This is a genomic window from Mycobacterium sp. NGS19 (assembly GCF_059813155.1).
The window spans coordinates 182391-208958 of sequence record NZ_JCALEB010000007.1 but is presented as its reverse complement, the minus strand read 5'-3'; the positions used below and the strand labels follow the sequence as shown (position 1 = coordinate 208958).

Annotated in this window: 25 protein-coding genes and 1 pseudogene; 11 read left to right on the top strand and 15 right to left on the bottom strand. The window is 66.8% G+C overall.

Going from position 1 to position 26568, the window contains the following annotated elements:
* Positions 1-13: 13 nt before the first annotated feature.
* A complete protein-coding gene (locus AC5Y4N_RS20065; protein WP_499912027.1) occupies positions 14-511 on the top strand; it encodes an Rv2253 family sensor-like surface protein in 498 nt (165 codons plus the stop codon).
* Positions 512-517: 6 nt separating this feature from the next.
* Here AC5Y4N_RS20065 and AC5Y4N_RS20060 read toward each other — a convergent pair whose 3' ends face one another.
* Genes AC5Y4N_RS20060 through AC5Y4N_RS20040 form a run of 5 tightly spaced genes read right to left on the bottom strand, consistent with a single transcriptional unit; the run spans position 518 to position 5790 of the window.
* The gene (locus AC5Y4N_RS20060) at positions 518-982 is read right to left on the bottom strand and encodes an SRPBCC family protein (RefSeq protein WP_499912030.1); all 465 of its coding nucleotides are present in this window, start codon (positions 980-982) and stop codon (positions 518-520) included.
* Positions 982-2544, bottom strand: coding sequence for a dipeptide ABC transporter ATP-binding protein (locus AC5Y4N_RS20055; protein ID WP_499912033.1), 1563 nt, complete (start codon positions 2542-2544; stop codon positions 982-984). The genes AC5Y4N_RS20060 and AC5Y4N_RS20055 overlap by 1 nt, the downstream gene beginning before the upstream one ends.
* A complete protein-coding gene (locus tag AC5Y4N_RS20050; RefSeq protein ID WP_499912036.1) occupies positions 2538-3341 on the bottom strand; it encodes an ABC transporter permease in 804 nt (267 codons plus the stop codon). The genes AC5Y4N_RS20055 and AC5Y4N_RS20050 overlap by 7 nt, the downstream gene beginning before the upstream one ends.
* Positions 3338-4282 (bottom strand): ABC transporter permease, encoded by a 945-nt coding sequence (locus AC5Y4N_RS20045; RefSeq protein WP_499912038.1) that lies wholly within the window; start codon positions 4280-4282, stop codon positions 3338-3340. The genes AC5Y4N_RS20050 and AC5Y4N_RS20045 overlap by 4 nt, the downstream gene beginning before the upstream one ends.
* Positions 4282-5790, bottom strand: coding sequence for an ABC transporter substrate-binding protein (locus AC5Y4N_RS20040; protein ID WP_499912040.1), 1509 nt, complete (start codon positions 5788-5790; stop codon positions 4282-4284). The genes AC5Y4N_RS20045 and AC5Y4N_RS20040 overlap by 1 nt, the downstream gene beginning before the upstream one ends.
* A 35-nt stretch (positions 5791-5825) precedes the next feature.
* Between AC5Y4N_RS20040 and AC5Y4N_RS20035 the strand changes: the two genes are divergently transcribed.
* Positions 5826-6887: a glycoside hydrolase family 183 protein gene (locus AC5Y4N_RS20035; protein ID WP_499912042.1), complete on the top strand. Its 1062-nt coding sequence runs from the start codon at positions 5826-5828 to the stop codon at positions 6885-6887.
* Between the two features lie 47 nt (positions 6888-6934).
* Entirely contained in the window at positions 6935-7453 is a 519-nt protein-coding gene (locus AC5Y4N_RS20030) for a hypothetical protein (RefSeq protein WP_499912043.1), read from the top strand.
* Positions 7454-7457: 4 nt separating this feature from the next.
* Here the strand turns inward: AC5Y4N_RS20030 and AC5Y4N_RS20025 are convergent, their stop codons facing one another.
* Positions 7458-8219, bottom strand: coding sequence for a deoxyribonuclease IV (locus AC5Y4N_RS20025; protein WP_499912045.1), 762 nt, complete (start codon positions 8217-8219; stop codon positions 7458-7460).
* 159 nt (positions 8220-8378) lie between these two features.
* Between AC5Y4N_RS20025 and AC5Y4N_RS20020 the strand changes: the two genes are divergently transcribed.
* Positions 8379-8780, top strand: coding sequence for a hypothetical protein (locus AC5Y4N_RS20020; RefSeq protein WP_499912047.1), 402 nt, complete (start codon positions 8379-8381; stop codon positions 8778-8780).
* 9 nt (positions 8781-8789) lie between these two features.
* Here AC5Y4N_RS20020 and AC5Y4N_RS20015 read toward each other — a convergent pair whose 3' ends face one another.
* Complete coding sequence (locus tag AC5Y4N_RS20015) at positions 8790-10094, bottom strand: cytochrome P450 (protein WP_499912049.1); 1305 nt, start codon at positions 10092-10094, stop codon at positions 8790-8792.
* 79 nt (positions 10095-10173) lie between these two features.
* On the opposite strand from AC5Y4N_RS20015, the gene AC5Y4N_RS20010 reads away from it, so the two are divergent.
* Both AC5Y4N_RS20010 and AC5Y4N_RS20005 read left to right on the top strand, forming a co-directional pair.
* Entirely contained in the window at positions 10174-11202 is a 1029-nt protein-coding gene (locus AC5Y4N_RS20010) for an NAD(P)H-dependent amine dehydrogenase family protein (protein ID WP_499912140.1), read from the top strand.
* A 68-nt stretch (positions 11203-11270) separates the two neighbouring features.
* Complete coding sequence (locus tag AC5Y4N_RS20005) at positions 11271-13049, top strand: Hsp70 family protein (protein ID WP_499912051.1); 1779 nt, start codon at positions 11271-11273, stop codon at positions 13047-13049.
* Between the two features lie 6 nt (positions 13050-13055).
* Here the strand turns inward: AC5Y4N_RS20005 and AC5Y4N_RS20000 are convergent, their stop codons facing one another.
* From AC5Y4N_RS20000 to AC5Y4N_RS19985, 4 genes are read right to left on the bottom strand one after another with little or no spacing between them, the layout of a single operon-like run.
* Entirely contained in the window at positions 13056-14129 is a 1074-nt protein-coding gene (locus AC5Y4N_RS20000; RefSeq protein WP_499912053.1) for a class I SAM-dependent methyltransferase, read from the bottom strand.
* Entirely contained in the window at positions 14129-14752 is a 624-nt protein-coding gene (locus AC5Y4N_RS19995) for an MBL fold metallo-hydrolase (protein ID WP_499912054.1), read from the bottom strand. Before AC5Y4N_RS19995 ends, AC5Y4N_RS20000 begins: the two co-directional genes overlap by 1 nt.
* Complete coding sequence (locus AC5Y4N_RS19990) at positions 14749-15834, bottom strand: S-(hydroxymethyl)mycothiol dehydrogenase (protein ID WP_499912056.1); 1086 nt, start codon at positions 15832-15834, stop codon at positions 14749-14751. The genes AC5Y4N_RS19995 and AC5Y4N_RS19990 overlap by 4 nt, the downstream gene beginning before the upstream one ends.
* Before the next feature lie 26 nt (positions 15835-15860).
* On the bottom strand, positions 15861-16829 hold the full coding sequence (locus tag AC5Y4N_RS19985; protein ID WP_499912058.1) for an NAD-dependent epimerase/dehydratase family protein: 969 nt from the start codon (positions 16827-16829) through the stop codon (positions 15861-15863).
* A gap of 101 nt (positions 16830-16930) precedes the next feature.
* Here AC5Y4N_RS19985 and AC5Y4N_RS19980 point away from each other — a divergent pair.
* The 3 genes and pseudogenes from AC5Y4N_RS19980 (at position 16931) to AC5Y4N_RS19970 (ending at position 19428) form a co-directional block, all read left to right on the top strand.
* Positions 16931-17949: pseudogene (locus tag AC5Y4N_RS19980) on the top strand (class I SAM-dependent methyltransferase).
* Between the two features lie 23 nt (positions 17950-17972).
* The gene (locus tag AC5Y4N_RS19975) at positions 17973-18797 is read left to right on the top strand and encodes a serine hydrolase domain-containing protein (RefSeq protein WP_499912059.1); all 825 of its coding nucleotides are present in this window, start codon (positions 17973-17975) and stop codon (positions 18795-18797) included.
* A gap of 118 nt (positions 18798-18915) precedes the next feature.
* Entirely contained in the window at positions 18916-19428 is a 513-nt protein-coding gene (locus AC5Y4N_RS19970; RefSeq protein WP_499912061.1) for a DUF3145 domain-containing protein, read from the top strand.
* A gap of 57 nt (positions 19429-19485) precedes the next feature.
* Here AC5Y4N_RS19970 and AC5Y4N_RS19965 read toward each other — a convergent pair whose 3' ends face one another.
* Both AC5Y4N_RS19965 and AC5Y4N_RS19960 read right to left on the bottom strand, forming a co-directional pair.
* Positions 19486-20406 carry a diacylglycerol kinase gene (locus tag AC5Y4N_RS19965; RefSeq protein WP_499912064.1) on the bottom strand — a complete coding sequence of 307 codons (921 nt, stop codon included), beginning with the start codon at positions 20404-20406 and terminating at the stop codon, positions 19486-19488.
* Positions 20403-21986, bottom strand: coding sequence for an FAD-binding oxidoreductase (locus AC5Y4N_RS19960; protein ID WP_499912144.1), 1584 nt, complete (start codon positions 21984-21986; stop codon positions 20403-20405). The genes AC5Y4N_RS19965 and AC5Y4N_RS19960 overlap by 4 nt, the downstream gene beginning before the upstream one ends.
* Positions 21987-22033: 47 nt before the next feature.
* On the opposite strand from AC5Y4N_RS19960, the gene AC5Y4N_RS19955 reads away from it, so the two are divergent.
* Positions 22034-22606 carry a TetR/AcrR family transcriptional regulator gene (locus AC5Y4N_RS19955; RefSeq protein ID WP_499912066.1) on the top strand — a complete coding sequence of 191 codons (573 nt, stop codon included), beginning with the start codon at positions 22034-22036 and terminating at the stop codon, positions 22604-22606.
* Complete coding sequence (locus AC5Y4N_RS19950; RefSeq protein WP_499912070.1) at positions 22606-24114, top strand: glycerol-3-phosphate dehydrogenase/oxidase; 1509 nt, start codon at positions 22606-22608, stop codon at positions 24112-24114. The genes AC5Y4N_RS19955 and AC5Y4N_RS19950 overlap by 1 nt, the downstream gene beginning before the upstream one ends.
* Positions 24115-24135: 21 nt before the next feature.
* On the opposite strand, the gene AC5Y4N_RS19945 is transcribed toward AC5Y4N_RS19950, so the two are convergent.
* Together AC5Y4N_RS19945 and AC5Y4N_RS19940 are read right to left on the bottom strand one after the other, a co-directional pair.
* Entirely contained in the window at positions 24136-24951 is an 816-nt protein-coding gene (locus AC5Y4N_RS19945) for a PDDEXK-like family protein (RefSeq protein WP_499912073.1), read from the bottom strand.
* A gap of 181 nt (positions 24952-25132) precedes the next feature.
* The gene (locus tag AC5Y4N_RS19940) at positions 25133-26554 is read right to left on the bottom strand and encodes an acyl-CoA carboxylase subunit beta (RefSeq protein WP_499912076.1); all 1422 of its coding nucleotides are present in this window, start codon (positions 26552-26554) and stop codon (positions 25133-25135) included.
* Positions 26555-26568: the final 14 nt, after the last annotated feature.

Here is a 26568-nt window from a genome sequence, read left to right as displayed (position 1 = left end):
TTGCGTCGGCGACATGACACGCCACCACGTCCGCGGTTTCGTTGCGGCGGCTGCCGCGTCACTGGGCCTCGCGGTGTGTCTTGCCCCAATGGCGGCGGCCGATCCGTCGTGGAACGGCAAATACGAGGTGACGTTCTTCACCGCACAGAAGAGCGGCACCAGCATCGCGGCTAACCAGTCCGAGTCCATGCACATCGACACCTACACGTTTTCGTCGTCGTGCTCGTCGGGCAAGTGCGTCGCGACGATCGTCGACGGTCCTGCCCCGAGGAATCCCACAGTGCCGCAGCCGGTGCAGTTCACCTGGGACGGCTCTGCGTGGACGTCCGACACCACGTTCCGGTGGGATTGCCTGCTGCCGGACGGCACGATCGAATGGAATCCGGCGAGCTCTCGTGTGACCTACACGCCGCAGCCGGACGGGTCGCTGACCGGGGCGTGGCACGCCGACATTTCCGAGGGCGCCTGCCGCGGGACTGTCGACATGCCGATGCAGGCACTGCCGCTTTAGGAGGGTTCAGCCGCTCGTGGCGAAGTGCCGGCGGATGTTCGCCAGCATCGCGGCATGCGCCCGCACCGCCTCGCGGACGGTCAGCGCGGCCAAGATCCATGGCGCTTCAATGTGCAGATTCTCCGAAATCCTTGTGCCGGAGTCGGTCTCGACAAATGAGATAATGCTGCGCAGTCGCACCGCCGGGAATTGCCGCGCCGTTGCAGTCACGTCGCCGGCCGTGGGCACCTGCACGCGTGCGGTGTATCGGGTTCGTAACGTCAACGGCCCCAGGACAATCCGGTCCGCGACGCGGTAAGTCTGCACATACCCGTTCGGGCCCTCGATGCGGGCGATGCTGTGCACCGAGACCACCAGCGGGTGGACCAGCGGCATGTTGTGCAGATCGACATAGAAGTCGCGAACCCTGGCTGGCGGTGCCGCGACGTCTTCGGTCAGCGTCCGCTCCGCGGTGCGACGCCGCCACGTCACTATGCGCACCGCGGTCGTTCGGGCGGTACCGCGGCCAGAAGCGTGCGGGTGTAGGCGTGCTGTGGCTCGGCGAAAATGTCGGCTGCAGAGCGGTATTCGACGATCTCGCCCTTGCGCATCACCGCGACCTGATGGCTCATCTGCCGCACCACCGCCAGATCATGCGCGATCAGCAGATACGTCAGGCCGAGATCGCGTTGCAACCCCAGGAGGAGCTCGAGCACCCGCGCCTGCACCGAGACGTCCAGCGAAGCGGTCGACTCGTCGAGGATCAGCAACTCCGGTTCGGCGGCCAGCGCGCGCGCGATACTGACCCGTTGACGCTGGCCGCCGGACAGCTGGTGGGGATAGCGCGTCGCGAATTCGCTTGGCAGCCCGACCATTTCCAGCAACTCGGCCACCCGCCTACGCCGATCTCGGCGGTTGCCGGCCAGCCGGTGCACCACCAGCGGCTCGACGATCGAGGACCCGACTCGCATACGCGGATCGAGCGACGAGTACGGATCCTGCAACACCAAGCCGATCTGCCGGCGCAGCGACTTGTCGCGGTTGCCGAATACGTTCACCTCGCCCAGCAGCGCGGTGCCGGCGTCTGGAGCAAGCAGCCCAGTCAGCGCCTCCGCCACGCTCGATTTGCCGGATCCGGACTCGCCTACCAGCGCAAGAGTGGTCCCTTGGCGAATCTCGAACGAGACATCTTTGACGCCACGCTCGCGCGCCGTCAGCCCCTGCACCCGCAGCAGCACTGGCACGTCGTCGGACGGCGCCGGCGGACCCTCGGCTTCGATGACAGGCCGCGCTTGTAACAACTCTCGGGTGTATGCATGCGCCGGATGGTCGAACACGTCCAGAATTGGTGCTTGTTCCACCGCCTCGCCGTGGCGCAGCACCGTGACATCGTCGGCGACCTGGCCGATCACACCGAAGTCGTGGCTGATCCACACCACCGCCGTGCCGAAGTCGAGCTGCAGGTTTCGCACCAGCTCGATGATCTGAGCCTGCGTCGTCACATCCAGCGACGTGGTCGGCTCGTCGGCGATCAGCAGCTCCGGATCGCACGCCAACGCGATCGCGATCATCACCCGCTGCCGCTGCCCCCCCGAAAGCTGATGCGGATAGCTCGACAGCCGCGCGGCGGGGTCGGGCAGTCCCACCGCCTCCAGCAACTCCAACGCTCGCCTCCGTGCCTGGCGTCGTGTCATATCACGGTGCGCCTCGAGGGATTCGGTGACCTGACGCTCCAGCGTCAACAGCGGGTTGAGCGACGTGCCGGGATCTTGGAACACGAAGCCGATCCGGCCGCCGTGGACACTGCGCAGAACCCTCGCCGACGCGCCGACCAGCTCGACCGGCGAATCCTTGTCGCCCTGCAGCACACTGGAGCCGTCGACAACCGCCCCCGGGGCGTCGAGCAGTCCGGTCGCGGCCAGCACGGTCATCGACTTGCCGGAGCCCGATTCGCCGACGATCCCCAGGGTCTGTTCGCGCGCGACGTCGAAGGAGATGCCGCGCACGATGTCGCGGCGGCCGATGCGCACGCGAAGATCACGCACGCTCAGCATTGACGTGCCTGCTGCCTGGGGTCGAGCGCGTCGCGAAGTCCGTCGCCGAACAGGTTGAACGCCAGCACGGTGACGAAGATCGCCACTCCGGGAAAAACACTCATCCACCACGCCCGGTGGATGAAACCCTGCGCATCGAAAAGCATGCGGCCCCAAGACGGTTGGGGTGGCTGAATGCCCAACCCGAGGAAGGACAGCGCCGCCTCGGACAGGATCGCGAACGCCAGCGACAGCGACGTCTGCACGATCAGCGGCCCGGCGATGTTCGGCACGACGTGCCGCCCGAGAATGTAGAGCCGCCCGGTGCCGATGGCGCGCGACACCGCCACGAACGGCTCCACGCGCACCGACAGCGTGCTCGCGCGCGCCACCCGGGCGAAGATCGGGGTGTACACGACACCGATGGCCAGGATCGTGGTCGTGGTGCCCGGTGCCAGCACTGCGACGATCGCAAGGGCAAGCAGCATCACCGGGAACGCGAACATCACGTCGACGACGCGCATCAGCACGGTGTCGGTCCAGCCGCCGGTATATCCGGACACCACCCCGACGGTGACGCCGACGACGAACGCGAAAGCGACTGCGGCCATGGCGATTTGCAGCGACGCCTGCGATGCCACCAGCACACGAGAGGCGATGTCGCGGCCCAGCTCGTCGGTGCCCAGCCAGTGCGCGCCGCTGGGTGGCTGCAGCGCGCTCGCCACGTCGACGTCGTTGACGCCGTACGGCGCGATCCACCGTGCGAACACAGCCGCCACGGCAATCCCGGCCAGCACGATCGCGCTCAGCCGCGTCATGACAGCCGGATCCTCGGGTCCACCACCGCATACAGCGCGTCGACCACCAGGTTGATGAGCAGAAACATCACGGCGATCAGCAGAACCGCACCCTGGATCACCGGATAGTCGCGGGCCGCCACGGCTTGATACACCAGCCGGCCGAGGCCCGGCCACGCGAACACGACCTCGACCACGATCACCCCGCCGAGGATCGTCGCGAGTTGGATACCGGTGATCGTCAACACCGGAACCAGCGCGTTGCGCAAGACGTGACGCAACGTCACGACCCGCGGCGGCAGGCCCTTCGACCAGGCGGTGCGCACGTAGCCCATCGACGCCACCTCCAGCACCGCCGAACGCACGTAGCGCGTCATGATCGCGGCGGCAACGATGCCCACCGTGACGCCGGGCAGGAGCACGTGGCGCAGCCAGGCCGCAGGGTTCGTGGTCAACGGCACGTACCCCGATGTCGGCAGCCAGCCCAGAGTGGCCGCGAACACTCCGATCAAAAGGAGTCCCATCCAGAAATCCGGTATCGACACACCGAACTGGCTGCACACCCGAATGAGCGCGTCCGACAACCGGCCTCGGTGCAAAGCCGCCCAGGTCCCTGCCGGAAGCGCCACGGCGAGCGCGATTGCGATGCCGACGACGGCAAGCGAGATCGTGGCGGGAAGGCGGTCCAGCAGCGTGATCGTCACCGGCTCACCGTTGCGGAAGCTGACACCGAGATCGCCGGTGAGCGCCGAGCCGACGTACGAGAAGAACTGTTCGACGAGGGGGCGATCCAGGCCACTGGCCGAGCGCAGCGCGTCGTAAGCCTCCGGTGAGTAGCGAGTGCCGAGCGCGATGCGTACCGGATCACCGGGGACCAGATGCACCAGCGCGAAGACCACCACCAGCACGCCCAGAAGCACCACCAACGCGTGCGCGACCCTGCGCGCAAGGAACTTCGGCATCACGTCAGCCTTGCGGTGCGGAAGCGGATGGCCCCGTCGGGCCGGGTCTGATAGCCGGACAGGCGCGGGCTCCACGCTTGGATCACCGACGGGTTGTAGAGGTAGATATAGCTGACCTCATCGGCGATGATGGTCGCCGCACGAGCGTAGATGTCTTTACGCGCATCCCGCTTGACCTCGATGCGGCCCTCGTCGAGCAGCCGGTCCACCTCCGCATTGGAGAATTTCTGGGCGTTGCTCTTTCCGCTGCTGTGATGTTGCGCGTAGTAGAAGTCGTCGGGATCGATGTTGCCGAGCCAGCCCATCATCAACATGTCGAAGTTGCCGTGGTTCTGCTCGTCGAGCCAGGTCGCGAAGTCGACGGTGCGGATCTTCACGTCGACGCCGAGTGGTTCCAGGTTGTCGGCGACGATCTGCGCCGCGGTGACGGTCTCCGGGTATTCGGTCGTGACCAGCATGTCGAGGCGGCGCCCGGCCAAAGACGTTGCGCCAAGCAGGGTTTCGGCCTTGCCGATGTCGCGGCTGTAGCGATGGTAGGGGGTGTACCACGGGCTGGTCTTGGGGATCGCCAGCTGGTTGGCCGTTGCGGTGCCGTAGCTGGTGGCTTGGACGATCGCATCGCGGTCGATCGCGTAGGCGATCGCCTGCCGCACGCGCACGTCGTTCCACGGCGCGCGAGCCTCGTTGAGCGCCAGATACCAGTAATCGGTGCTGGGCGCGACGCCGAGCCGGAGCGAATCGTCGGTGCGCAGCTCGTCGACCCGCTGCGCGGGAACCGAATCCGTCCAGTCGATTTCGCCGGCCTGCAGTGCCGACAATGCGGTGGAGGGCTCGGAGATGAAGCGGAATGTCACGCCCGACACCGCCGGAGCGCCGCCCCAGTAACGCGGGTTGGCTTTCAGTGTGATCGAGTCGCCGCTTTTGGCGCCGACGAACACGAACGGCCCCGTGCCGATGGGATGGGTTGCGATCTGGCCACTTTCGACGTTATGACGGGAGACGATCGCCATGCCCTTGAAGCCGCCGATGTTGGTCAGCAGATTGGGTGTGGGCTGTTTGACACCGATCCGCACGGTGGCCGGGTCGGGTGCTGCGACGCTGGTGACGGCGCTGAATTTGTATGCGTTGGAGAGCTTTTCGCCGATGATGCGGTTGAACGAGTAGACGACGTCGTCGGCGGTCAGCGCGGTGCCGTCGTGGAACGTCACGCCTTTGCGCAAGTGGAACGTCCACGCCAGCTGATCGGGACTGACCTCCCACGATTCGGCGAGCGCCGGGCGCATCTCCAGGTTCTCGTCCGGTTCGACGAGCGTGTCGAAGACGTTTTCGAGCACTTCGAATGAGAAGTAGGCGCTGGTCTTCTGCGGGTCGAGTTGGTCGGGTTCACCGGCGATGGCAGCCACGAGATTTTCCGACGCCTGCTCACCGAGCTCCACCCGATGACCCGCCGAGCAGGCGGTGAGCCACAGCGCGACGAGCACGAACAGTGCCAGTGCGCGTCGACTCATCGCTTCACGGTATAAGCCATGGCATCTTTGGTCCCATGCTGACGGGCAAGCTGGCCGATGTGACCGGCCCGGGCATCACCGAACGGTGGGGTGTCACATGCACTGACCTGGGCGCGTCTGTCGTCGCGCCGAACGGAAAGCTGGTGTCGGTCTTCGGCGACACGTTCTCGGGCCGGCGCGTCGGCGAGGGCGATTGGCGCTCACCGGTAGTGCTGATCGGCAGCGGCGACGCGAACACTGAAATCGTCTACGAGCGTGCGGGCGGCCCCGATCCTGACTACGCCCACCAGCTCTGGCCGTATGTTCACGACGATGCCGGCAGCTTATGGATGCGCGGCGGGATCAGCACCGTGATCCCGTCGGACTTGTTGCGCGTCGAGGATTCGCTGTACCTGCATGCGATCGTCAATCACGGCTTCGGCACCGTGATGTGGACGGAGATCTGGCGCTCCGACGACAGTGGCGTCTCGTGGACCCACATGGGGGAGGACGCGAAGTTCCCGGGCGACTTGCACGGCGGGTATGCGCAGTGCTGGTCGTGGGACTACGACCCGACGGCCCAATGGGTTTACGTGGTGTCGACCGGGTTCCAGCGTGACAAGGGCATCATTCTGCGCCGCGTGCGGCCCGAGGACATCGGCGACCGGTCCGAATACGAGAGCTGGAGTTTCGCCGGCGGTCGATGGCGATGGGGTAGCGAGCCGACGCCGATCAGGCCCGCCGGCGAGACGTGGGGAGAGCTGACGTTCCGGCGGATCGACGACGGCAGGTGGGTTTTGGGCGGGTTCCTGTCGTCGGGCTACTCGCTGGGCTACCGCGTGATCAGCTCACCGACCGCCGACATGCACACCACGCCGATTCAGCGCCCGATTGTCGGCGCGGGGTGGGCCGACGAGGACCACGGCGGCAACAAGGTTGCGCAACTCTACGGCGGTTACGTGCTGCCGGGCTCGCGGTTCGACGTGGTGGGCGGCTTCGGGCTGGTGGTGTCACAATGGCATACCGCATCCGGATGGCCTTATCGCGCAATGCAATTCAAGGCTTCAGTCAGTGACAGCACCCGTCGGCGTCCAGACGACGATCCGGTCAATCTGTGAATACCGGCGTTCGGGGTGGCAAACGCTGTGATACTAGCGTCGTGCGCATGACTCGAGTGCTGATCGCTGCCGTCACCGCAGTCGTCGCCGCCGGCGGTATGACCGTCGGTGTTGCCGGGCGCGCCTCAGCGCGACCGGTCGACGAGCCGATGTACGGCATCTACACCTACCACCAGGACGGCGCGCCCGATGAGACATGGACCATCTACGCGACCTGCGTGCAGGCCGGGTGTGTGCTGCACGTGTCGAGCATCGTCTCGCCCAGCTACGGGCCGGATAGCGACTATCCCGGATACGGCGGCGACGCGCGCAAGGTCAACGGCTTGTGGACGTGGCTTGTCACGAAAGACCGTGGGGTGCAGTGCCCGGACGGCACCTGGACGAAAGCGCAATACAGCTATGCCTGGGACCAGGCAACTCTGGCCGGCACGCTGACCGTTCTCACCCCGGATCAATGCGGGCTCAAGCCGGGGATGACGAAAAAGCCGTTCACGTTGGCGTACAAGGAACCGCTTCCGATTCCGATCATTCTCGATCCGCTGAATCAGATCGAGAACCTCTGGTAGCCGCCTAGCCGCGGGTCTTGTCGCGCAGCAGCGCGATGTCGTCCTTGCGGCCCTGATCGGCGGTTTCGCAGATGACGGGCGCGTCGGCGGCCGTGACGACCGCGACCAGCAGCTCGACGTCGATCTCGCCCGTGCCGAGGTTGGCGTGCCGGTCGCGGCCGGAACCTTGCGGGTCCTTGGAGTCGTTGCAGTGCACCAGGTCGATGCGGCCGGTGATCGCCTTGATCCGCTCGACCGCGTCGACGAGCTCCTCGCCCGCCGCCCAGGCGTGGCAGGTGTCCAGGCAGAAGCCGATGTTCTGGTCGCCGATGTAGTCCCACAGCCGCGCGATGGTGTCGAATTGGCGGGCTATCGCGTGGTCACCGCCCGCGGTGTTCTCGAGGTAAACCGGCACCGTGGTCTCGAGCTGCTGCAGCGCTTTGCGCCACCGCTCGAAACCGGCCTGCAGGTCGTCGTCCTCGGCGGTCACGTGACCGCCGTGCACGATCACCGCGGCGGCGCCGATCTCGGCGGCCGCATCGCAGGTCTGCTGCAGGATCTTGCGCGACGGGATGCGCACCCGGTTGTTGGGCGAGGCCACGTTGATCAGATAGGGCGCGTGCACGTAAATGGGCAACGGCGATTCTCGCAGCCGGGCCGCGTCGGCGCGCGGCTTGGGCGCCTTCCAGCTCTGCGGATTGCCCAAGAAGATCTGCACTGCCTCAGCGCCTTCGGCGGCCGCGGCGGCCAGCGGGTCTTCTGGGCTGACGTGCGAACCGATGAGCACCCGCTTAGTCTAAGTCGGCCGGCCGACAGGTAACGGTCCGCGGGCAGAGCACGACAACTCGGTCGTGATGTGGCATCGATTGGGCAACGGACGGCCTGTCGATGCCTCGCCCGGTGGTTCTGCGCTATCTTCGCACCGGCAGCCACAGACGGAGGTCACGTGAAAAGACTGTTTGCCGTAGCCGCGGGCTCCGTCGCGCTGGTGTCCATCGGTGTGCTTGCGGCCGGCGAGGCCAGCAGCGACAACAACGGCGCGGCCGACGTCTCCGGGCAGACCTACGCCCAGGCCGTCAAGATCCTGAAGTCCATGGGCTACAAGCCGGTGTTTCAGGGATCGGTCGGCAGCGATGTGCCGCAGGCCCAGTGCATCGTGGAAAGCCAGAAGTTCATGGTGAACTCGCGGGTGGCGCTGATGCTGAACTGCACCAAAGCCGCACAACCGCCGCCAGGCGCGAACCAGGCGCCGGGCGTGCCGGGACCGCCGCATGTCGGCTCGAACGGGGTGACCACCGTGACGCCCACCCCGGTGGGGCCGCAGCCGGGAATGCCGATCCCCGGCTGATCGTCGAGGTCAGATCGCAGAATCGGGCGGTGTCCAGGCGACCGGAAGGTGCTTGATCCCGTGGATGAACGCTGACAGCAGCCGGGCGGGTTCTTCGGTCGCGACCAGGTCGGGAATTCGGCGGTGCACTTCGTCGAACGCGACCGTGATCTCGCGCCGGGCCAGGTTCGCGCCCAGACAGAAATGCGCGCCGCCACCGCCGAACCCCACGTGCGGATTCGGGTCCCTGCTGACGTCGAACAGCCAGGGGTTCGCGAACTTGGTTTCGTCGCGGTTGGCCGAGCAGTACCACATCGACACCTTGTCGCCGGCGGCCATCTCGACACCGCGCATCTCGACGTCGCTTTTGAGCGTGCGACGCATGTACACCACCGGCGACGACCACCGGACGATCTCCTCGACAGCCGAGTGCCGAAGCCCCTCGAAGTCGGCCCACCACTTGTCCCGCTCCTCCGGGTAGCGGGTCAGCGCCAGCAAACCGTGGCTGATCGCGTTGCGGGTGGTCTCGTTGCCCGCGATCGCCAGCAGCAGAAAGAACGACGCGACCTCGCTGGAGGTCAGCTTCTCCCCGTCGACCTCCGCCTGCACCAGGCTGGTGGTCAGGTCTTCACCCGGATGGGCCCGCCGATCCTCGGCGAGCGCGGTGGCATACGCGCCGAAATCGATCGACGCCTTGATGAAGTCTTCGAGGTCGCCGGCGATGTCGGGGTCGCCGAAGCCCAGGATCACGTTGGTCCAACCGAAGACGGTGTTCTCGTCCTCGTCGGGGATGCCCATCATGTCGCAGATCACCTGTAGCGGCAGCGGACCCGCCAGTTCGGCGACCGCCTCACCCTTTCCGTCGGGGTGCTTGGCGATCATGGCGTCGACGAGTCCGCGCGCGCGGTCGCGCACCGAATCCTCCATGCGGGCCACCACCCGGGGCGTGAACGCCCGGCTGACGATGTTGCGCAGCCGTTGGTGACGCGGATCGTCCATGACGATCATCGACCCGAAGTACTCAGCCAACTCGGGGATGTTGTCGCCGATCGTGATCGACGGCACCGAGCTGAAGATCTGCGGGTGGCGGCTGGCGTAATGGACGTCGTCGTACAACGCCAGCGCCCAGTGGCCGGCACCGGCGTCGTAGCCGGTCGCGTGCTCGTTGTCCTGCGCTACCTCCCAGAACGAGATCGGCTTCTCGCGGCGCAGAGTGGCGAACGCGCCGTCGCGGAAGTCGTCGTCCTGCCCCCAGAAATCCCACGTTCCGAGGTCTATCTCCGACAGCGGCACCTCTGGTGGGGCGACACCGTTCACCTTTGTTGCGATGCCCATAACGCACAGTAGCCCCGGCGCCTAGGGTGAGGCGGTGATTAAGCGGATCGTGGTGTGGGGCACCGGCTTCGTCGGCAAGATGGTGATCCCGGAGATCGTCAGGCACCCGTTGTTCCAGCTCGTCGGCGTCGGGGTGAGCAACCCGGCCAAGGTGGGCCGCGACGCCGGCGAGATCTGTGGACTTGCCGATCCGATCGGCATCACGGCCACCGACGACGTCGACGCGCTGATCGAGCTTCGCCCTGATGCGCTGGTGCATTACGGGCCGACCGCCGCGCACGCCGACGACAACATCCGGCTGATGTCCCGGTTCCTGCGCGCCGGCATCGACGTGTGCTCCACTGCGATGACGCCATGGGTGTGGCCGACGATGCACCTGAACCCGCCGGAGTGGATCCTGCCCATCACCGAGGCGTGCGAACTCGGCGAGGCGTCCTGTTTCACCACCGGGATCGATCCCGGCTTCGCCAACGACCTGTTCCCGATGACGTTGATGGGCCTGTGCAGCGAGGTGCGCCGGGTACGCGCCTCCGAACTGCTGGACTACACCAACTACGAGGGCGATTACGAGAACGAGATGGGCATCGGCAAGCCGCCGGAATTCACGCCGATGCTCGAGCATCGCGACGTTCTCGTGTTCGCCTGGGGCGCAACCGTGCCGATGATCGCCCACGCAGCGGGCATCATGCTCGACGAGATCACCACCACGTGGGAGAAGTGGGTGACGCCCACCGAACGCACCACCGCCAAGGGCGTGATCAAACCCGGAAACGTTGCTGCGGTGCGCTTCACGATCAACGGCATCTACCGAGGCGAGACCCGCATCCAGCTCGAGCACGTCAATCGGATCGGCCACGACGCCGCTCCCGAATGGCCGTCGGGCACGCAGGACGACGTCTACCGCGTCGACATCGAGGGAACTCCAAGCATCTTCCAAGAGACGGCTTTTCGCTTCACCGACGGATCTGGCCGCGACGCCGCCGCGGCCGGATGTCTGGCCACTGGCATGCGTGCTCTGAACGCCGTGCCAGCCGTCAACGACCTGCCGCCCGGATGGGTCACCACGCTCGATTTGCCTTTGATACCGGGGGCGGGGACGATTCGCTGAGTAACTGATCGGCCGGTGCCGGCGATGTCATCTAGCAGAGGCACTCGTTTCGTTCGGGCTAGGAGCACATGACAGACGCGGTAGGGCTGTCGGTCGGCGCGACGCAATTTGCTGGCGTACAGCAGGGGCGCGCCGCGGTGACGCGGCAGTCGGTACTCACGCTCTGCCGCGGTCGCGTGCCCGAGATCGGCGTGCCAGGGGAGAATCCGCACCTTCCGGCGCCCGGCCTGGTGGTAAGCGGGTTCGTCGACCGGGTCGGTGACCCCGTCGGCATCGTGGCTTCGGACGGCTCGGTGCACCGGGGCGAGATCCTGGTCGCCGACGCGCTTCGCGCGATGCTGTACGCGGTGACCGATGGTCGCCCGAGCAGCTCGGTCGCCGTGGCGTACCCGGCGCATTGGCGCGAGGCGGCGGTCGACGCATTGCGCAGCGCACTGGCCCGCACGCCGCAATGGCGGCGCAACGACCGGCCGGTCGAGGCGGTCTCCGATGCCGCGGCGGCGGTCTGCGCGCTGCAGTCCGTTCGCGGCCTTCCAGGTCATGGAGTGATCGCGCTGTGCGACTTCGGCGGCACGGGCACCAGCGTCACGCTGATCGACGCGCCGCACGGCTACACGCCGCTGGGTCCCACGCTTCGGCACACCGACTTCTCCGGAGAGCTGATCGACCAGGCGCTGCTGACACACGTGGTTGCCGACCTGTCGGCAGCCGCGACCGTCGACGCCGGTGGCACCTCGGCGCTGGGGCCGTTGCATCGGTTGCGGGCACAATGCCGAGGCGCCAAGGAGCGGCTGTCAGCCAGCACGGTGACGGCGATGACCGTGCAACTGCCGGGCTTCTCCGGAGACGTCCGGCTGACGCGCGCCGAACTCGAGGAACAGATCCGGGCGCCGCTTGCCGAACTTCTCGTCGTGGTGGCCGAGATGCTCGACCACGCCGGGGTTCACCCGAGCGATCTGACCGCCATCGCGTCGGTCGGTGGTGGCGCGCGCATCCCGCTCGTCACCGCGATGCTATCCGAGCGGTTCCGCGTCCCTGTCGTCACGATGCCTCGCCCCGAGCTCGCCGCGGCCACCGGCGCCGCGCTGCGCGACGCGTGGGGGCCGGCTGACGACCGGGCGACGGCTGTCGTTCCAGCTGTTTCGGCGGCTGCTCCGGCCGTGTTCGCCGACGCCGACGCGCAATCGAGCACATTCCGCGCGCTCGCGTGGTCGGAGGCGCATGACATCCCGCCGATCGTGCGGCCGGTCGAGCCGGATTCCGAGCCGGTCGCGGCGGCGACCGGCATGTCCAGCGCGCGGCCGCAGCTGTTGTTCGACGCGACCGCGGACGCATCGGCGCCAACCAAGGCGCCGCGGTACCGGCGTCGCTCCACGGTGCTGGCCGTCGCGGCTTCGGTGTTGCTGCTGCTCGGCGCCAGCGCGTTCGTGGCATTCGGCCGCGATTCCGCGCCCGCGTCGAGCACGTCGCCGCCTGCTCCGTCGAGCACCGCCGCGCCGAGTGCGGCAGCGGCTGCCCCACAAGGCGCTGCCCCGGCGCCACAGTCGCAGGATCCGCCGCCGCGCACGGTGTACGCCGTTCCTGCACCGGCGACCCAGTACCAGGCCCCAGCCACGCAGTATCAGGCGCCGGCGACGCAGTATCAGGCGCCGGTCGCCGCGCCGAACGCAGCCCCGCCGCCGGCGGCGTCCGAGCCGCCCCCCGCCGAGGCACCGGCTGAAGCACCTCCTGCGCCGGCCTCCGAGCCGAGTCCCCAGGCGCCTCCGCCGACGAACACGCTGCCGCCGATCACGTTCAAACTTCCGCCGATCCCGGGCCTGCCCGACACAGTCACCGTTCCGCGGTAGGGCTGGTCAGCGGGGCCAGCTGCTCTTCAACAGCGACATCTTGGCCAGCGGAATCCGAACCCGCTTCGGGTCGGCGGCGATGCGCTCCCGCAGACCGGCCTGCAGCCGCTCGGTGACTCGTCCGGCGCGCGAGCTGTCGTCGAGGGCGGTCAGCAATGTCGGGAACACCGAGGCCTTGACGAAGGCCGTCCAGTTCGTCGCGAAAGAGGTTGCGCTGTGGTCTTTTTCGAACTTGGTCCAGTACTGGTCCTCGGCGTCGAACACCTCCACGTGCTCCAGCGTCAGGCCGGCGAAGCGGTTCTTCGGCGCGAACGGCGCCGTCAGCTCCGCCTCACTGCGGCCGACCGACGGGATAGCCATCCGCCGCACTTCGTCGCTGCTGACCACACCCTCAGCCGTCATGTCGGTCAGCTCAGCCGCGAGTGCTTCGAGCAGCGGCTGGTAGCCGGCGTCGCCGTCGTCGGCCGCCATGGTCAGCACCACCACCCGGCCACCGGGTACCAGTTCGCGGCTTCGGGCGGTCAGGAAGGCGATCCAGTCGTCGGCGGCTTGTCTGGCGTAGGCCGTCCTGGCCCCCGCGTCGCAACTCAACTCGACGTGGATGTGGTCGGGAATCCCGGCCGGCACGCGGCTGAGCCAGTGCACGGCCCACGAGCTCCAGCCCAGCGTTACCGTGCTGGTGGGCGCCACCTGCTCGTACACCGAACGGCCGATCGCCGATGCGAACGTCGCCGGGTCGTCACGCAGATAGGTCTGCGGATCGGAGGCCAGCGTCTCGAACAGTCCCGTGTAGTCGTTTTCGGCAAGGTCGGCGTGGAAGACGACGATCGCGCGGCCCGCCTCGGCGCGGGTGCGAAGGATCGATATCGCCGCCCCGATCGGCAGCAACGAATTGTGTCCTGCGCTGGCGCCATAGTCGGCGATCACGATCGTGTTCGGAGTTTGCGGCAGCTCGACGTCTCGGGCCGCCCGTTGCAGCAGTTCGACCGCGGGCAGCGACACAGGCTGTACCCGCGAGCTGCCTCGGAACATGCCGCCGGCCTCCAATGGCGCCGGGCGGACGAGGCGGCCGCCTGTCATCAGTGTCCCCGGGCCACCCATTCGTCGTAATGCACCAGCTCTCCAGCGATCGTCGTGGTGTCGCCGTGCCCGGTGTAGACGACGGTGTCGCCGGGCAACTTGCCAAGCTTCTCCGAGATCGACGCGAGGATCGTCGGGAAGTCGGAGTAGGAGCGACCCGTCGCGCCCGGACCGCCCTGGAAAAGCGTGTCACCGCTGAACACCGCACTCAATTCGGGTGCGTGCAGGCACGTCGAGCCGGGAGAGTGGCCAGGAGTGTGGATCGCGCGCAACTCGGTGCCGCCGACGGTCAGGACGGTGCCGTCCTCGAAGGGCCGAAAAGGCTTGTCCGGATGAGTCATTCGCCACAGCACCTCGTCGGCAGGATGCAAGAGCACCGGCGCGTCGAGCGCTTCACCGAGCTGAGGTGCGACGGTCACGTGGTCGTTGTGGCCATGCGTGCACAGCACCGCCACCACGTTGCGGCCGCCGACTGCGTCGATGATCGGAGCCGCGTCATGGGCGGCGTCGATCACCACGACGTCGTCGCCATCGCCGACGAGCCAGATGTTGTTGTCGACTTCCCAACTGCCGCCGTCGAGTTCGAAGGTGCCGTGGGTGACCACGCGGTCGATGCCGGTCACAGGATCACCACCGAGCGCAGCACCTCACCGTGGTGCATCTTCTCGAATGCCGCCTCGACGTCGCCGATGCCGATGCGTTCGGTGACGAACTTGTCCAGCGGCAGTCTGCCCTGCAGGTAAAGGCTTGTGAGCGTGGGGAAGTCACGCTCGGGCAGACAGTCGCCATACCACGACGACTTCAAAGACCCGCCACGCGAGAAGAAGTCCAGCAGCGGCATGTCGATGCGCATGTCCGGGGTCGGCACGCCGACCAGCACCACGGTGCCGGCCAGGTCACGCGCGTAGAACGCCTGCCTCCAGGTTTCCGGACGGCCCACCGCGTCGATCACCACGTCGGAGCCGAAGCCGTCGGTGAGCTCCTGGATGGCTTCGACGACGTCGGTGTCGCGCGCGTTGATGGTATCGGTGGCACCGAACTCCTTGGCCCACTGGAGCTTTCGGTCATCGGTGTCCACGGCGATGATCTTGCGCGCACCGACCAGCCGGGCACCGGCGATCGCCGCGTCGCCCACGCCGCCGCAGCCGATCACCGTAACCGTGTCGTCGCGGTTGACATTGCCGGTGTTGATGGCCGCGCCGAGCCCCGCCATGACGCCGCAGCCGAGCAGCCCCGCCACGGCGGGATCTGCGGCCGGGTCGACCTTGGTGCACTGGCCCTCGTGCACCAGCGTCTTGTCGACGAACGCGCCGATGCCCAACGCCGGGGTCAGCTCCGTGCCGTCGGTCAGGGTCATCTTCTGCGCGGCGTTGTGAGTGGTGAAGCACAAATGGGGCCGACCGCGCTTGCAGGCCCGGCACTGGCCGCACACGGCGCGCCAGTTCAGGATCACGAAGTCGCCGGGCGTGACGTGGGTGACTCCCTCGCCGACGGCCTCGACGGTGCCGGCGGCTTCGTGGCCGAGCAGGAACGGGAATTCGTCGTTGATGCCGCCTTCGCGGTAGGTCAGGTCGGTGTGGCACACCCCGCACGCCGCGACGTCGACGATCACCTCGCCGGGGCCGGGGTCGGGCACCACGACGTCGACGACTTCGACCGGTTCGCCCTTCTTCCGCGAAATCACGCCGCGCACGGTTTGAGTCATGAGCGCAAACCTACTAAAGCTTGCGCTCAGAGCTTTCCGACGGTTTCGGCGATCGCCTCGTCCAGGCCGCCGGATCCGTAGCCGAGCGCGGTGCGATATGGCGCCGGATCGAAATAGAAGCCGCGGGTCAGGGCCAGCGCGAAGTCGGGCAGATGCAATCCGCCCTCGCGGCGTTGCAGCGTGTGCCACATGTGCAGCGGGAAGAGTCCGCTGCGCACCAACGTATCCGGTACCACGCGGGCTTCCCGCGGCCGGCCGAGCACCGCCGCGATGCGCTCCAGTAGTTGGCTCCAGGACAGGTTTTCGTCGCCGACGAGCGCGGGACCGTGAAAGCGACGCTCGAGGGCTCCGACGATCGCGTCGGCGACGTGCTTGATCGCGACCGCGTTGGTGCCGCCGTTCGCGCTGAGCAACGGCAGCGGCGAGCGAGCGTATTTCACCAGTGGCCCCCAGAGTGGCTCGCGGCCGGGAATCGTCCCGAACAGGTAGGGAATTTCGAGCGCCGTCAACGCCATATCGTCACCCGCCGCCGCGAGAGCGGCTTCCTCTTGCTCGCGGCGCACCCGAATGTAGGGGTGGTGTCGAGCCAGTTCCAGATCCGGCCAGATTCTGTCGAAATACGCGAAGTAGGAACTGCACACCAGCGCTCGGTCAGCACCGGCCTCCTTGGCCAGCCGCACAACTCGCACCGTCGGCTCCACGTTGGCTTGGCGGAAGAATTCGTACGCCGGCCGCGGCGGCACCACGCGGTCGTCTTTGCCGAGTGCGAACACGACCGCGTCGCAGCCGGCGAACGCCGGACCCAGTTCCTCGTCGCTGCAGGCGTCCAGGTCAGCCAACTTGACCTCGACACCGTCGGGCAGCAGCCCCTCGGCCGGCATGTCGAGGGCAAGCACCGAGACCGTGTGGCCGCGTTCGCAGAGTCGCCGTACGGCGTGATAGCCGATGAGGCCCGTACCGCCCAGAACAAGCACACGCAGTCCGCTGTCGGACATTCGGATCGGCCTCCTCGTATGCAGCCTTTGGCGGCAAGCGCTGACGTAGGTTTCACACCGTGAGCACAGTCGAAACCACAGAAGAGTTCGCCGCACGCACGATGGGTGCGATCGACAGCGCGAGTCTGGCCCTCCTGCTATCCATCGGCCACCAAACCGGACTGCTGGACACGATGGCCGAACTTGGCGCGTCGACGAGTTCGGGAATTGCCGACGCCGCCGGGCTCAACGAGCGGTATGTGCGGGAATGGTTGGGCGGCATGACCACCGGACGGGTGGTGGACTACGACCCGCCGGGACCTACGTTCTGCCGCCCGAGCGCGCAGCAGTGCTCACCCGTCGCGCCGGTCCCGACAACCTTGCGCGGGTCGCGCAGTTCATCCCCCTACTCGGTGAGGTGGAGCAGAAAATCATCGGCTGCTTCCGAGCCGGGGGTGGGCTGCCGTACACCGAATATCCGCGCTTTCACTCGGTGATGGCCGAGCAGAGCGGCGAGGTGTTCGACGCCGCACTGGTCGACGTGATCCTGCCGCTGGCCGAAGGCCTGCCCCAGCGCCTGCAAGCCGGTGCCGACGTGGCCGACTTCGGTTGCGGCAGTGGACATGCCGTGAATGTCATGGGCCGGGCGTTTGCCGCGAGCCGATTCACCGGCATCGATTTCTCCGAAGAAAGCCTGGCCGTCGGTGCCGACGAAGCGCGCCGACTGGGCCTGAGCAATGTGGCATTCGAGCGGCACGACGTGGCCGACATGAACGTCGTCGAGGCCTACGACGTCGTCACCGCGTTCGACGCGATCCACGACCAGGCGCATCCGGATCGCGTCCTGGCCAACATCTATCAGGCATTACGTCCCGGCGGCGTTTTCCTGATGGTCGACGTCAAGGCGTCCAGCCGGCTCGAAGACAACGTGGATGTGCCACTGGCCACGTATCTCTACACCGTGTCGACCATGCACTGCATGAGTGTGTCGTTGGCATTCGACGGCGCCGGGCTCGGCACGGCGTGGGGCCGCCAGCTTGCGTTGTCGATGCTTGCCGACGCGGGCTTCGAAGACGTGGTGGTGCAGGAAGTCGAAACCGATCCGATCAACTACTACTACGTGGCCGCCAAAGGCGGCTGACCGCCGCCACTAAGCTGCGACAAATGTCAGCTCTCGACGCAATCGCGGACTGGCCCGTCGACCACGCGGCCGCGGCCGTCGTCGATCCCTCCGGCGTGCTGGCCGAATTCGGCGACCAGGATCACGAGTTCGCGCTGGCTTCGGTGACCAAGCCGTTGGTGGCGCGCGCGGTACATATTGCGGTGGAGGAGGGTGTACTGGATCTGGACACCGCGGCGGGGCCCCCCGGTTCGACGGTGCGCCACCTGCTGGCCCACGCGTCCGGCTTGTCGATGCGCTCTGACGAGCGGATCAATGAGCCGGGGCAGCGCCGGGTCTACTCCAACTACGGCTTCCAGGTGTTGGCCGAAGCGGTGCAGGACAAGTCGGGCATCGAGTTCGGCCGTTACCTGCACGACGCGGTGTTCGAGCCGTTGGCCATGGACCACAGCCGGCTCGACGGAGGCGCCGAGGCGGCCGGCTACGGCTGCACCTCGACCGCGGCCGACTTGGCGCGGTTCGCCGGTGACCTGCTGCGGCCGGTGCTCGTGGCCGCCGAGACCCACGAGCAGGCAACCACCGTGCAGTTTCCCGGTCTCGACGGCGTCTTGCCCGGATTCGGTGTGCAGCGGCCCAACGACTGGGGCCTGGGTTTCGAGATCAGGGACGACAAGTCGCCGCACTGGACCGGCTCGTCGAACTCGCCGCGCACCTATGGACACTTCGGTCAGACCGGCACGTTCCTATGGGTCGATCCGGCGGCTGACCTCGCGCTGGTGGTGCTCACCGACCGTGGCTTCGACGACTGGGCGCGCTCGCGCTGGCCGGAGCTGTCCGACGTGGTGCTGGCCGAGTTTGGTAACGGCTAGCGCGGCACACTAGCGCAACAGGTGTCACACAAGGCACAATAGGCACGCACGACTCAAGCTCACCGGTTACACCAGGTCGTTGGGGAAGACGTCCCTCGTGGAGCCGAAGGAGCTGAGCATGCGTGCGTCGAACCAGTTCGCCGACGCGACGACGGGCGTGGTGTACATCCACGCCTCACCCGCGGCGGTGTGCCCGCACGTCGAGTGGGCGTTGTCGTCGACCCTGGAATCCCGCGCGAACCTGAAGTGGACGCCTCAGCCGGCGATGCCGGGGCAGCTTCGCGCGGTGACGAATTGGGTGGGGCCGGTGGGCACCGGCGCTCGGCTGGCGCATGCGCTGCGGGCGTGGCCGGTGCTGCGGTTCGAGGTCACCGAGGATCCCAGCCCCGGCGTGGACGGTCAGCGGTTCAGCCACACGCCGCAGCTGGGCATGTGGAGCGGGGCGATGAGCGCCAACGGCGACATCATCGTCGGCGAGATGCGGCTGCGCGCACTGATGGCCGCCGGCGCCGACACACTGCTGGCCGAGCTCGACTCTGTGCTGGGCACCGCGTGGGACGAGGCGCTCGAGCCCTACCGCGACGGCGGCCACGGCGCCGAAGTGAGCTGGCTCTCCCGCGGCGTGGGGTAGGCCGGTTCGCCGAGCGTGAGCGCACTGCGAAATTCGCGACTGTTCTTCGCAACCAGCTCACGTTCGCTCGGGTTGCGGCACACAGATCTTCAGCGCGCCGCTGACCGCTGACACTTCTACCGGAAGCGGCATCGCGAAGTCGCCGTCGGCGTAGGCGTTGATCTCCGGGCACTCGACGGTGACCGTGGAGGCCCGATCGGTGGTCACGTCATCGAGGTGGATGTGCGTGCCCTTGAAGACCGTCGGGAACAGCCGGACCAGCTTCGCGCGCGACGCCGTATGCACCATCGTGATGTCGAGCAGGCCGTCGGCGGGATCGGCGTTGGGACAGATCCGCATTCCGCCGCCGTAGCTCTTCGTGTTGCCGAACGCGGCGAGCGTCAGGTCCGCGACGATCTCTCGCTCGCCGTCGAGCACGAGCCGAAACGGCAACAGCCGCAGCTTCGAAAGCTCTGCAACCATCGCGAGGTTGTAGCGCATCCGTCCGTGCGGCCAGCGCATTCGGTTGGTCCGGTCGCTCACCAGCGAATCGAACCCGGCGGCCATCACGGTGCCGAACCATTTCTCCGTACCGTCGCGGCCACGGATCAGCCCGAGGTCGACGGTGTCCACCCACCCGTCGGCCACCACATCCGCGGCAGCTTCGGGATTCTTTGTGGGAAGGCGGTATTCGCGGGCGTGGTCGTTGCCCGTTCCGGCCGGGATGATGCCGAGCGGAATGTCGCGGCGTGCCAAGGCTTGCAGCGCAAGCGAGATCACGCCGTCGCCGCCGACGATCACCAGCGCGTCGGTTCCAGCCGTCAACGCTTCGTCGATGAGCCGACGGGCGTGGGTGGCATCCCGCCCCACGATCCCGACCACGTCGACACCGCGCTTCTGCAGGTGTGCCACCGCCCGTTCGGCCGCGTGCGGCGCATTGCCGTGCCCCGACGCGGGATTGGTCAGCAGCGTGACGCGGCTGATCTCGCGCTGCGTCATGAGGGCGGAATCAGCTTGCCCGGGTTGAGGATTCCGGTCGGGTCAAGGGTTGCCTTGACGGCCCGCAACACCTCGACGCCGAGGTCGCCGATCTCGTCGCGCATCCACGGCCGATGGTCAGCCCCGACCGCGTGGTGGTGGGTGATCGTCGCCCCGGCGGCCACCATTGCGTCGGTCGCGGCTGCCTTCGCCGCACGCCACTGTTCGATCGGATCGCCGCGCTGGCCGGCCACCACCGTGAAGTACAGCGACGCCCCGGTGGGGTAGACGTGCGAGATGTGGCACAGCACAAGGGCCGGCGTACCAGATGCGTCCAGCGATGAGGTAAGTGCCTGTGTCACACCCTCTTTCACGTTTCCGATGTTCGACCATGTGGTTGCTGTCTCGAGCGTCTCGCACAGGGCGCCGGCCGCCAACAGCGAGTCGCGAAGGTACGGTGCGCTGAATCGGCCGTGTTCCCAGGCTCGTGCGGGCGCTTCACCCAAGGACGTCGCGCCGTGCTCCAACAGCACCGCGCGGGTTTCCGCGTGGCGGCTTTCGGCATGTGCGGCCGTGCCCTCGAACAGGGTGATGGCAAGGCAGCCCCCGGTGATGGTCGCTTCGCCGATGCTGTCGGTGGTCGCGAGGTTGACGCCCGTCTCGGCTTCGTCCGACAGCCGGATGACGGTCGGGCCGGTGCCGATCTGCGTGACGGCGCGCAAAGCCTCTGTGCCGGCGGCGAAGTCGGGGAACGACCACGCTTCGTAGCGAGTGCACTCGGGTATGCGATGCACCCGAACCCGTACCCGGGTGATCACCCCGAACACGCCTTCCGAGCCGATCAGCAGATGCCGCAGATCCGGTCCCGCCGCCGACTCGGGTGCGCGCCCGACGTCGAGTGTCCCGGCTGGCGTGACTGCGCGGACGCCGCGGACCATGTCGTTGAATCGGCCGTAGCCGGCCGAGTCTTGCCCCGACGAGCGGGTGGCTGCGAAGCCGCCGATCGTCGCGAACTCGAAGCTCTGCGGATAGTGCCCCAGCGAAAATCCGCGCTCACTGAGCAGGCGCTCGGCGTCTGGTCCGGTCAATCCAGCACCCAGTACCGCCTCGCCGGACACCTCGTCGAGCGAGTGCAACGCGTTGAGCCGACGCAGATCGAGCGCGATCACCGCGCCGAATCCGTTCCGCAGCGGGTCGAGCCCGCCGACTACACTGGTGCCGCCACCGAACGGGACGACGGCGATGCGCTGTTCCGAGCAGTGCCGCAGGATCGAGGCGATCTGGTCCTCGTCGCCCGGCAGCACCACCGCGTCGGGAGCATCCTGTTCGAACTGCTTGCGCCGCAACAGATCCAGAGTCGACTTTCCTCCCGCGTGCAGCAGGCGCGCACGGTTGTCGACGAGGACGAACTCCGGTCCGACGATTGCAGTCAATGCGTGGTGGTCGGCGGGGGTCAATGCAGACGACGGCAGCCGCACATCGTCGATATCGGGCCCGGCGATCTGGGCGTCACTTACCCCGAGTGCCCGCTCGAGCAGCGAGCGAATCCCGTCGGACAGCGGCTTGGCCGCTGCTGGGTCGCCCCAGGCATTCCACGTCATCGGCGGCAGCAGGCCCGGGTTGGTTGGCATGCGTTACAGTATTACAGATGCTGTCAACCAGTAACGGCCAGGACATCGGGGAGCGCATCCTCGATGCCGCCGCCAGCTGCGTCAGCGCATACGGCATCGACCGCGTCACGCTGGCCGAGATCGCCCGCCGTGCCGGCGTCAGCCGACCGACCGTGTACCGGCGCTGGAGCGACACCCGGCAGATCCTCGCGGCACTGCTGACCTCGCGAGTCGTCGGCGTGTGGCGCGACGTGCCCTCGCACGGGCACGGCAGGCAAGCGCTGGTGCGGCGGATCGTCGCGGTGGCCGACCGATTGCGCCGCGACGAGCTGATCATGTCGGTGCTGCACAGCGACCCGGCATTGGCGATGGTGTACATCACCGAACGACTGGGCACCAGCCAGCAGGTGCTGATCGACGCGGCCGCGGCGGAAATCGAAGCGGCACAACGCGACGGCAGCGTCCGAGCGGGCGATCCGCGAAAGCTCGCGGCGATGGTCTTGTTGATCACCCAGTCGACGATCCAGTCGGCCCAGATTGTCGCGCCGATTCTCGACGAGCGGGAGCTGGCCCGTGAGTTGACCCACTCATTGAACGGATACCTGTCCTGATGGTCCATCCCGCCGCGCTCAATGCGGCCCGCCGTGCCGCCGATCTGGCCGCGTTGGCCGACGGCGCGCCGGTCGACGTCGTCGTGATCGGTGGCGGCATCACCGGAACCGGCGTGGCACTCGACGCGGCCGCCCGCGGCCTGCGCACGGTGCTCGTCGAAAAACATGACCTGGCGTTCGGCACCAGCCGGTGGAGCAGCAAGCTCGTCCACGGCGGCCTGAGGTACCTGGCGAGCGGCAATGTCGGGATCGCGCGGCGCAGCGCCGTCGAACGCGGAATTCTCATGACGCGCAACGCTCCTCATCTCGTCCGCGCGATGCCGCAGCTGGTCCCACTGCTGCCGTCGATGAGCCGCGCCAACCGCGCGTTGGTGCGTACCGGATTTTTCGCCGGTGATGCGTTGCGCCGGCTGGCAGGCACCCCGGCGTCGACGCTACCGCGGTCCCGTCGGGTCGACGCCCGCCGCGCCGTGGAGCTGGTGCCGGCGGTACGACGTGACGGCCTGGACGGTGGACTGCTGGCCTACGACGGACAACTCGTCGACGACGCGCGGCTGGTGGTGGCCGTCGCCCGCACCGCCGCCCGACACGGCGCGCGCATCCTCACCTACGTCGCCGCGTCAGACGTCAGCGGGGATTGCGTGCGGCTCACCGACCAACGGACAGGGGAGTCGCTCGTCGTGACCGCACGCGCGGTGATCAACGCGACCGGTGTGTGGGCCGGCGACATCGACAGGTCGATCAAGTTGCGGCCCAGCCGCGGAACCCATTTGGTGTTCGACGCCGCGGCATTCGGCAATCCCGTTGCGGCACTGACTATCCCGATACCCGGCGAGATCAACCGCTTCGTGTTCGCGATGCCCGAGCAGCTGGGCCGCGTGTATCTCGGGCTGACCGACGAGGACGCGCCGGGGCCGATTCCCGACGTGCCGCATCCCAGTTCGGATGAGATCGCGTTTTTGCTCGACACCGTCAACACCGCCCTTCGAGCCGGCCTGGGCCGTGACGACGTGATTGGTACGTACGCCGGACTGCGGCCGTTGGTCGACACCGGACAGGGCCGCACCGCTGACATCTCCCGCGACCACGCGATCATCGAGTCCGATTCAGGAGTGTTCAGCGTCATCGGCGGCAAGCTCACGGAGTATCGGCACATGGCCGAAGACGTTCTTGACCGTGCGGTACAAACGCGTGGCTTGGCCGCCGGGCCGTGCCGCACGCGCAATCTGCCGCTCGTCGGCGCCGTCGGTGCGGTGGCTTCCGGTCTGCCGGCGTCACTAGTTGCCCGCTTCGGCGCTGAAGCATCGGACGTCATCGCATCGGCCACCCGCGAGCGGCCGCAAGAACCTGTCGCCGACGGAATCGACGTCACACGAGCCGAATTCGAATACGCGGTCACCCACGAGGGAGCGATGACCGTCGACGACATCCTCGACCGGCGCACTCGCATCGGGCTGGTGCAGACCGACCGCGAGCGCGTGGCTGCGATCGCCGAGAAATTCCTCTGAGTAAAATGCTGCCTGGATAGGCTAGGCCGTCCGCTCGGTGACCATTCTGAGGATTTGCTCAATCTGCTCGCCAACGACATAGCCGAACCGCCACTCGTTATTGCCTTGTCGAAGAAGCTTCCAGGCAAATGAGGGAGGCATGTCATGCGGTGCCACATGAGTGTTGTGGTCATTATTGAGGTTGGTGAGTGAAATTCCCAGCCACAGTCCATTCACTGGGCCGGATTTGAAGGGCCATACACTAATTATCGGCCCTTTTCCCAAGGTAAGAAAGACTGAGTTCACCGCAGCATACGTCACAGAGTAGCCATGCCGGCGGGCGACAGACTCGTAGCTATCCATGAGAGCTTCAATTTTACGTTCGGCGGCAATTAGCGACCATTTCGCTTTGTTAGCAGGAGGACTCGTGGTTCCCCTCGCCGGCAAAACGCTCAGCTTGATACGTTTGTCCTTCAAGAAGTCCAGGTAGTCTTTCACGACTGCATGGGCTGTTGATTGTCGCTCCAGAAGTTCCACCATCTCAGATAAGGTGAAAACCGCAATAGACTGACCTGCTGGCGATGGAGAGCTTCGAAGTGTGTCGTCAAAAGTGAAGACCGCGGCTCTGATTGGCCCAGCCACCCACCGCTGCAGACGCTCGCGATAGTCCGTCACCTGAGCCAAGACGCCGGGGTCTCGCCGCACCTTGTTTTCGATTATGTAGTGAAGACTTCCATTTTCCGGGAGGCGATAGGTGGCCAGGATATCTATCCTTTTTCGGCCATCGGAAATTTCCTCTGCAGATTCAGAGGTGGGCCGAGACCCCGGGTCATCCGGGCTTCTTTCCAACTCGATCATGCTCAGCCACCCATCGTGCGGGATTCCAAGCTTCGCCCGAAGCTCCGCATTGATAGCACGCAATCCCGAATTATCTGAACTCTCGGAGTCGAGTATCCACGCCCAAAAGGCAGTCGCCGTTAATTCTTTAGTTGCGAAGTCGAATATGTTTTTCCTGCGTGACATCGACGCCCTGAAGAAATTAGAGCGGGATGTTCTTGTGCCGGCCTCGCCGCGGCGGGGCTTCCGCCAAGGCCTGAGTCAGCGCGCTGCGCGTGTGCGCGGGGTCGATCTTTGCATCCACCACGCCGATCTCGATCGCGGAATCCACTCCGCCGGCGATCTTTTCGTGCTCGGCGGCCAGCTGCTCATGCAGCGCCTCGCGTTCGTGTTCGGGTGCGGCGGCCAGCCTCTTCTTGTGAAGGATTCCGACGGCAGCCTTCGCGCCCATGACCGCGACTTCTGAGTCGGGCCACGCGAACACCTTGGTGGCGCCCAGCGAGCGCGAATTCATCGCAATGTAGGCCCCGCCGTAGATCTTTCGGGTCACCAGCGTGACGCGCGGAACCGTGCATTCACCGAACGCGTGCAACAGCTTTGCGCCGCGGCGCACCACACCGCCCCACTCCTGGTCGACGCCCGGCAGATAACCCGGCACGTCGACGATGCAGATCAGCGGGATACCGAACGCATCGCACAGCCGCACGAAACGCGCTGCCTTCTCTGCGCTTTCGGAATTCAGGCAGCCGCCGAGACGCAGCGGATTGTTCGCCAGCACACCGACGGTCCGGCCCGACAGCCGGCCCAAGCCGATCACCATCGACGGCGCCCACTTGGCCTGGAATTCCTCGAACGGCGCGTCGTCATCGAGCAGGGCCAGCACGATCGGGTGCACGTCGTAGGCGCGTCGCGGCGAATCGGGCAGCAGCGCATGCAGGTCGGTGTCGCCCGCCTCGGCTTTGGAGCGGTCGAAATGGCCCTGCTGGCAGAACAATCCGACCAGCCGACGCCCGCGCTCGTACGCATCGAGCTCGTCGTCGGCCACGATGTGGCACACACCGGACTTCTTGTGGTGCGTGTCGGGACCGCCCAGCGATGCCATGTCGACGTCCTCACCCGTGACACTGCGCACCACGTCGGGCCCGGTGACGAAGACCCGGCTCTCCGGCGCCATCACGATCACGTCGGTCAGCGCCGGGCCGTACGCGGCGCCACCGGCCGCGAAGCCGACGACCACCGAGATCTGCGGGATGTAGCCCGACGCCCGGATCATTGCCTCGAACACCAAACCGACGGCGTGCAAAGCTTTCACACCTTCTGCCAGCCGCGCGCCGCCGGAGTGCCAGATACCGACGATCGGGCTCTGCTCCTCGATCGCGAGGTCGTAAGCGTCGACGATGTGCCGGCAGCCTTCGACACCCATCGCGCCGCCCATCACGGTTCCGTCGGTGCAGAACGCAATGGTGCGGACACCGTTGACGGTGCCGGCCGCGGCGAGCACGCCGGAGCGATCCCGCTCGTGCAGCAACTCGAGGCTCTGGTCGTCGAAGAATGTGGAGAGCCGCAGCAGCGGGTCCCGGGGATCGAGCGATTCGCCGACAGCCTCAGGCGCCATGGTCGTCATCGGTGTCTCCTAGC

Bases quoted from the DNA above. Each gene is read 5' to 3' on its own strand.
- AC5Y4N_RS20065 (WP_499912027.1), top strand. From the start codon at position 14: ATGACACGCCACCACGTCCGCGGTTTCGTTGCGGCGGCTGCCGCGTCA.
- AC5Y4N_RS20055 (WP_499912033.1), bottom strand. From the start codon at position 2,544: ATGCTGAGCGTGCGTGATCTTCGCGTGCGCATCGGCCGCCGCGACATC.
- AC5Y4N_RS20050 (WP_499912036.1), bottom strand. From the start codon at position 3,341: ATGACGCGGCTGAGCGCGATCGTGCTGGCCGGGATTGCCGTGGCGGCT.
- AC5Y4N_RS20045 (WP_499912038.1), bottom strand. From the start codon at position 4,282: ATGCCGAAGTTCCTTGCGCGCAGGGTCGCGCACGCGTTGGTGGTGCTT.
- AC5Y4N_RS20040 (WP_499912040.1), bottom strand. From the start codon at position 5,790: ATGAGTCGACGCGCACTGGCACTGTTCGTGCTCGTCGCGCTGTGGCTC.
- AC5Y4N_RS20035 (WP_499912042.1), top strand. From the start codon at position 5,826: ATGCTGACGGGCAAGCTGGCCGATGTGACCGGCCCGGGCATCACCGAA.
- AC5Y4N_RS20030 (WP_499912043.1), top strand. From the start codon at position 6,935: ATGACTCGAGTGCTGATCGCTGCCGTCACCGCAGTCGTCGCCGCCGGC.
- AC5Y4N_RS20015 (WP_499912049.1), bottom strand. From the start codon at position 10,094: ATGGGCATCGCAACAAAGGTGAACGGTGTCGCCCCACCAGAGGTGCCG.
- AC5Y4N_RS20010 (WP_499912140.1), top strand. From the start codon at position 10,174: ATGGTGATCCCGGAGATCGTCAGGCACCCGTTGTTCCAGCTCGTCGGC.
- AC5Y4N_RS20005 (WP_499912051.1), top strand. From the start codon at position 11,271: ATGACAGACGCGGTAGGGCTGTCGGTCGGCGCGACGCAATTTGCTGGC.
- AC5Y4N_RS20000 (WP_499912053.1), bottom strand. From the start codon at position 14,129: ATGACAGGCGGCCGCCTCGTCCGCCCGGCGCCATTGGAGGCCGGCGGC.
- AC5Y4N_RS19990 (WP_499912056.1), bottom strand. From the start codon at position 15,834: ATGACTCAAACCGTGCGCGGCGTGATTTCGCGGAAGAAGGGCGAACCG.
- AC5Y4N_RS19985 (WP_499912058.1), bottom strand. From the start codon at position 16,829: ATGTCCGACAGCGGACTGCGTGTGCTTGTTCTGGGCGGTACGGGCCTC.
- AC5Y4N_RS19975 (WP_499912059.1), top strand. From the start codon at position 17,973: ATGTCAGCTCTCGACGCAATCGCGGACTGGCCCGTCGACCACGCGGCC.
- AC5Y4N_RS19970 (WP_499912061.1), top strand. From the start codon at position 18,916: ATGCGTGCGTCGAACCAGTTCGCCGACGCGACGACGGGCGTGGTGTAC.
- AC5Y4N_RS19965 (WP_499912064.1), bottom strand. From the start codon at position 20,406: ATGACGCAGCGCGAGATCAGCCGCGTCACGCTGCTGACCAATCCCGCG.
- AC5Y4N_RS19960 (WP_499912144.1), bottom strand. From the start codon at position 21,986: ATGACGTGGAATGCCTGGGGCGACCCAGCAGCGGCCAAGCCGCTGTCC.
- AC5Y4N_RS19955 (WP_499912066.1), top strand. From the start codon at position 22,034: ATGCTGTCAACCAGTAACGGCCAGGACATCGGGGAGCGCATCCTCGAT.
- AC5Y4N_RS19950 (WP_499912070.1), top strand. From the start codon at position 22,606: ATGGTCCATCCCGCCGCGCTCAATGCGGCCCGCCGTGCCGCCGATCTG.
- AC5Y4N_RS19945 (WP_499912073.1), bottom strand. From the start codon at position 24,951: ATGATCGAGTTGGAAAGAAGCCCGGATGACCCGGGGTCTCGGCCCACC.
- AC5Y4N_RS19940 (WP_499912076.1), bottom strand. From the start codon at position 26,554: ATGACGACCATGGCGCCTGAGGCTGTCGGCGAATCGCTCGATCCCCGG.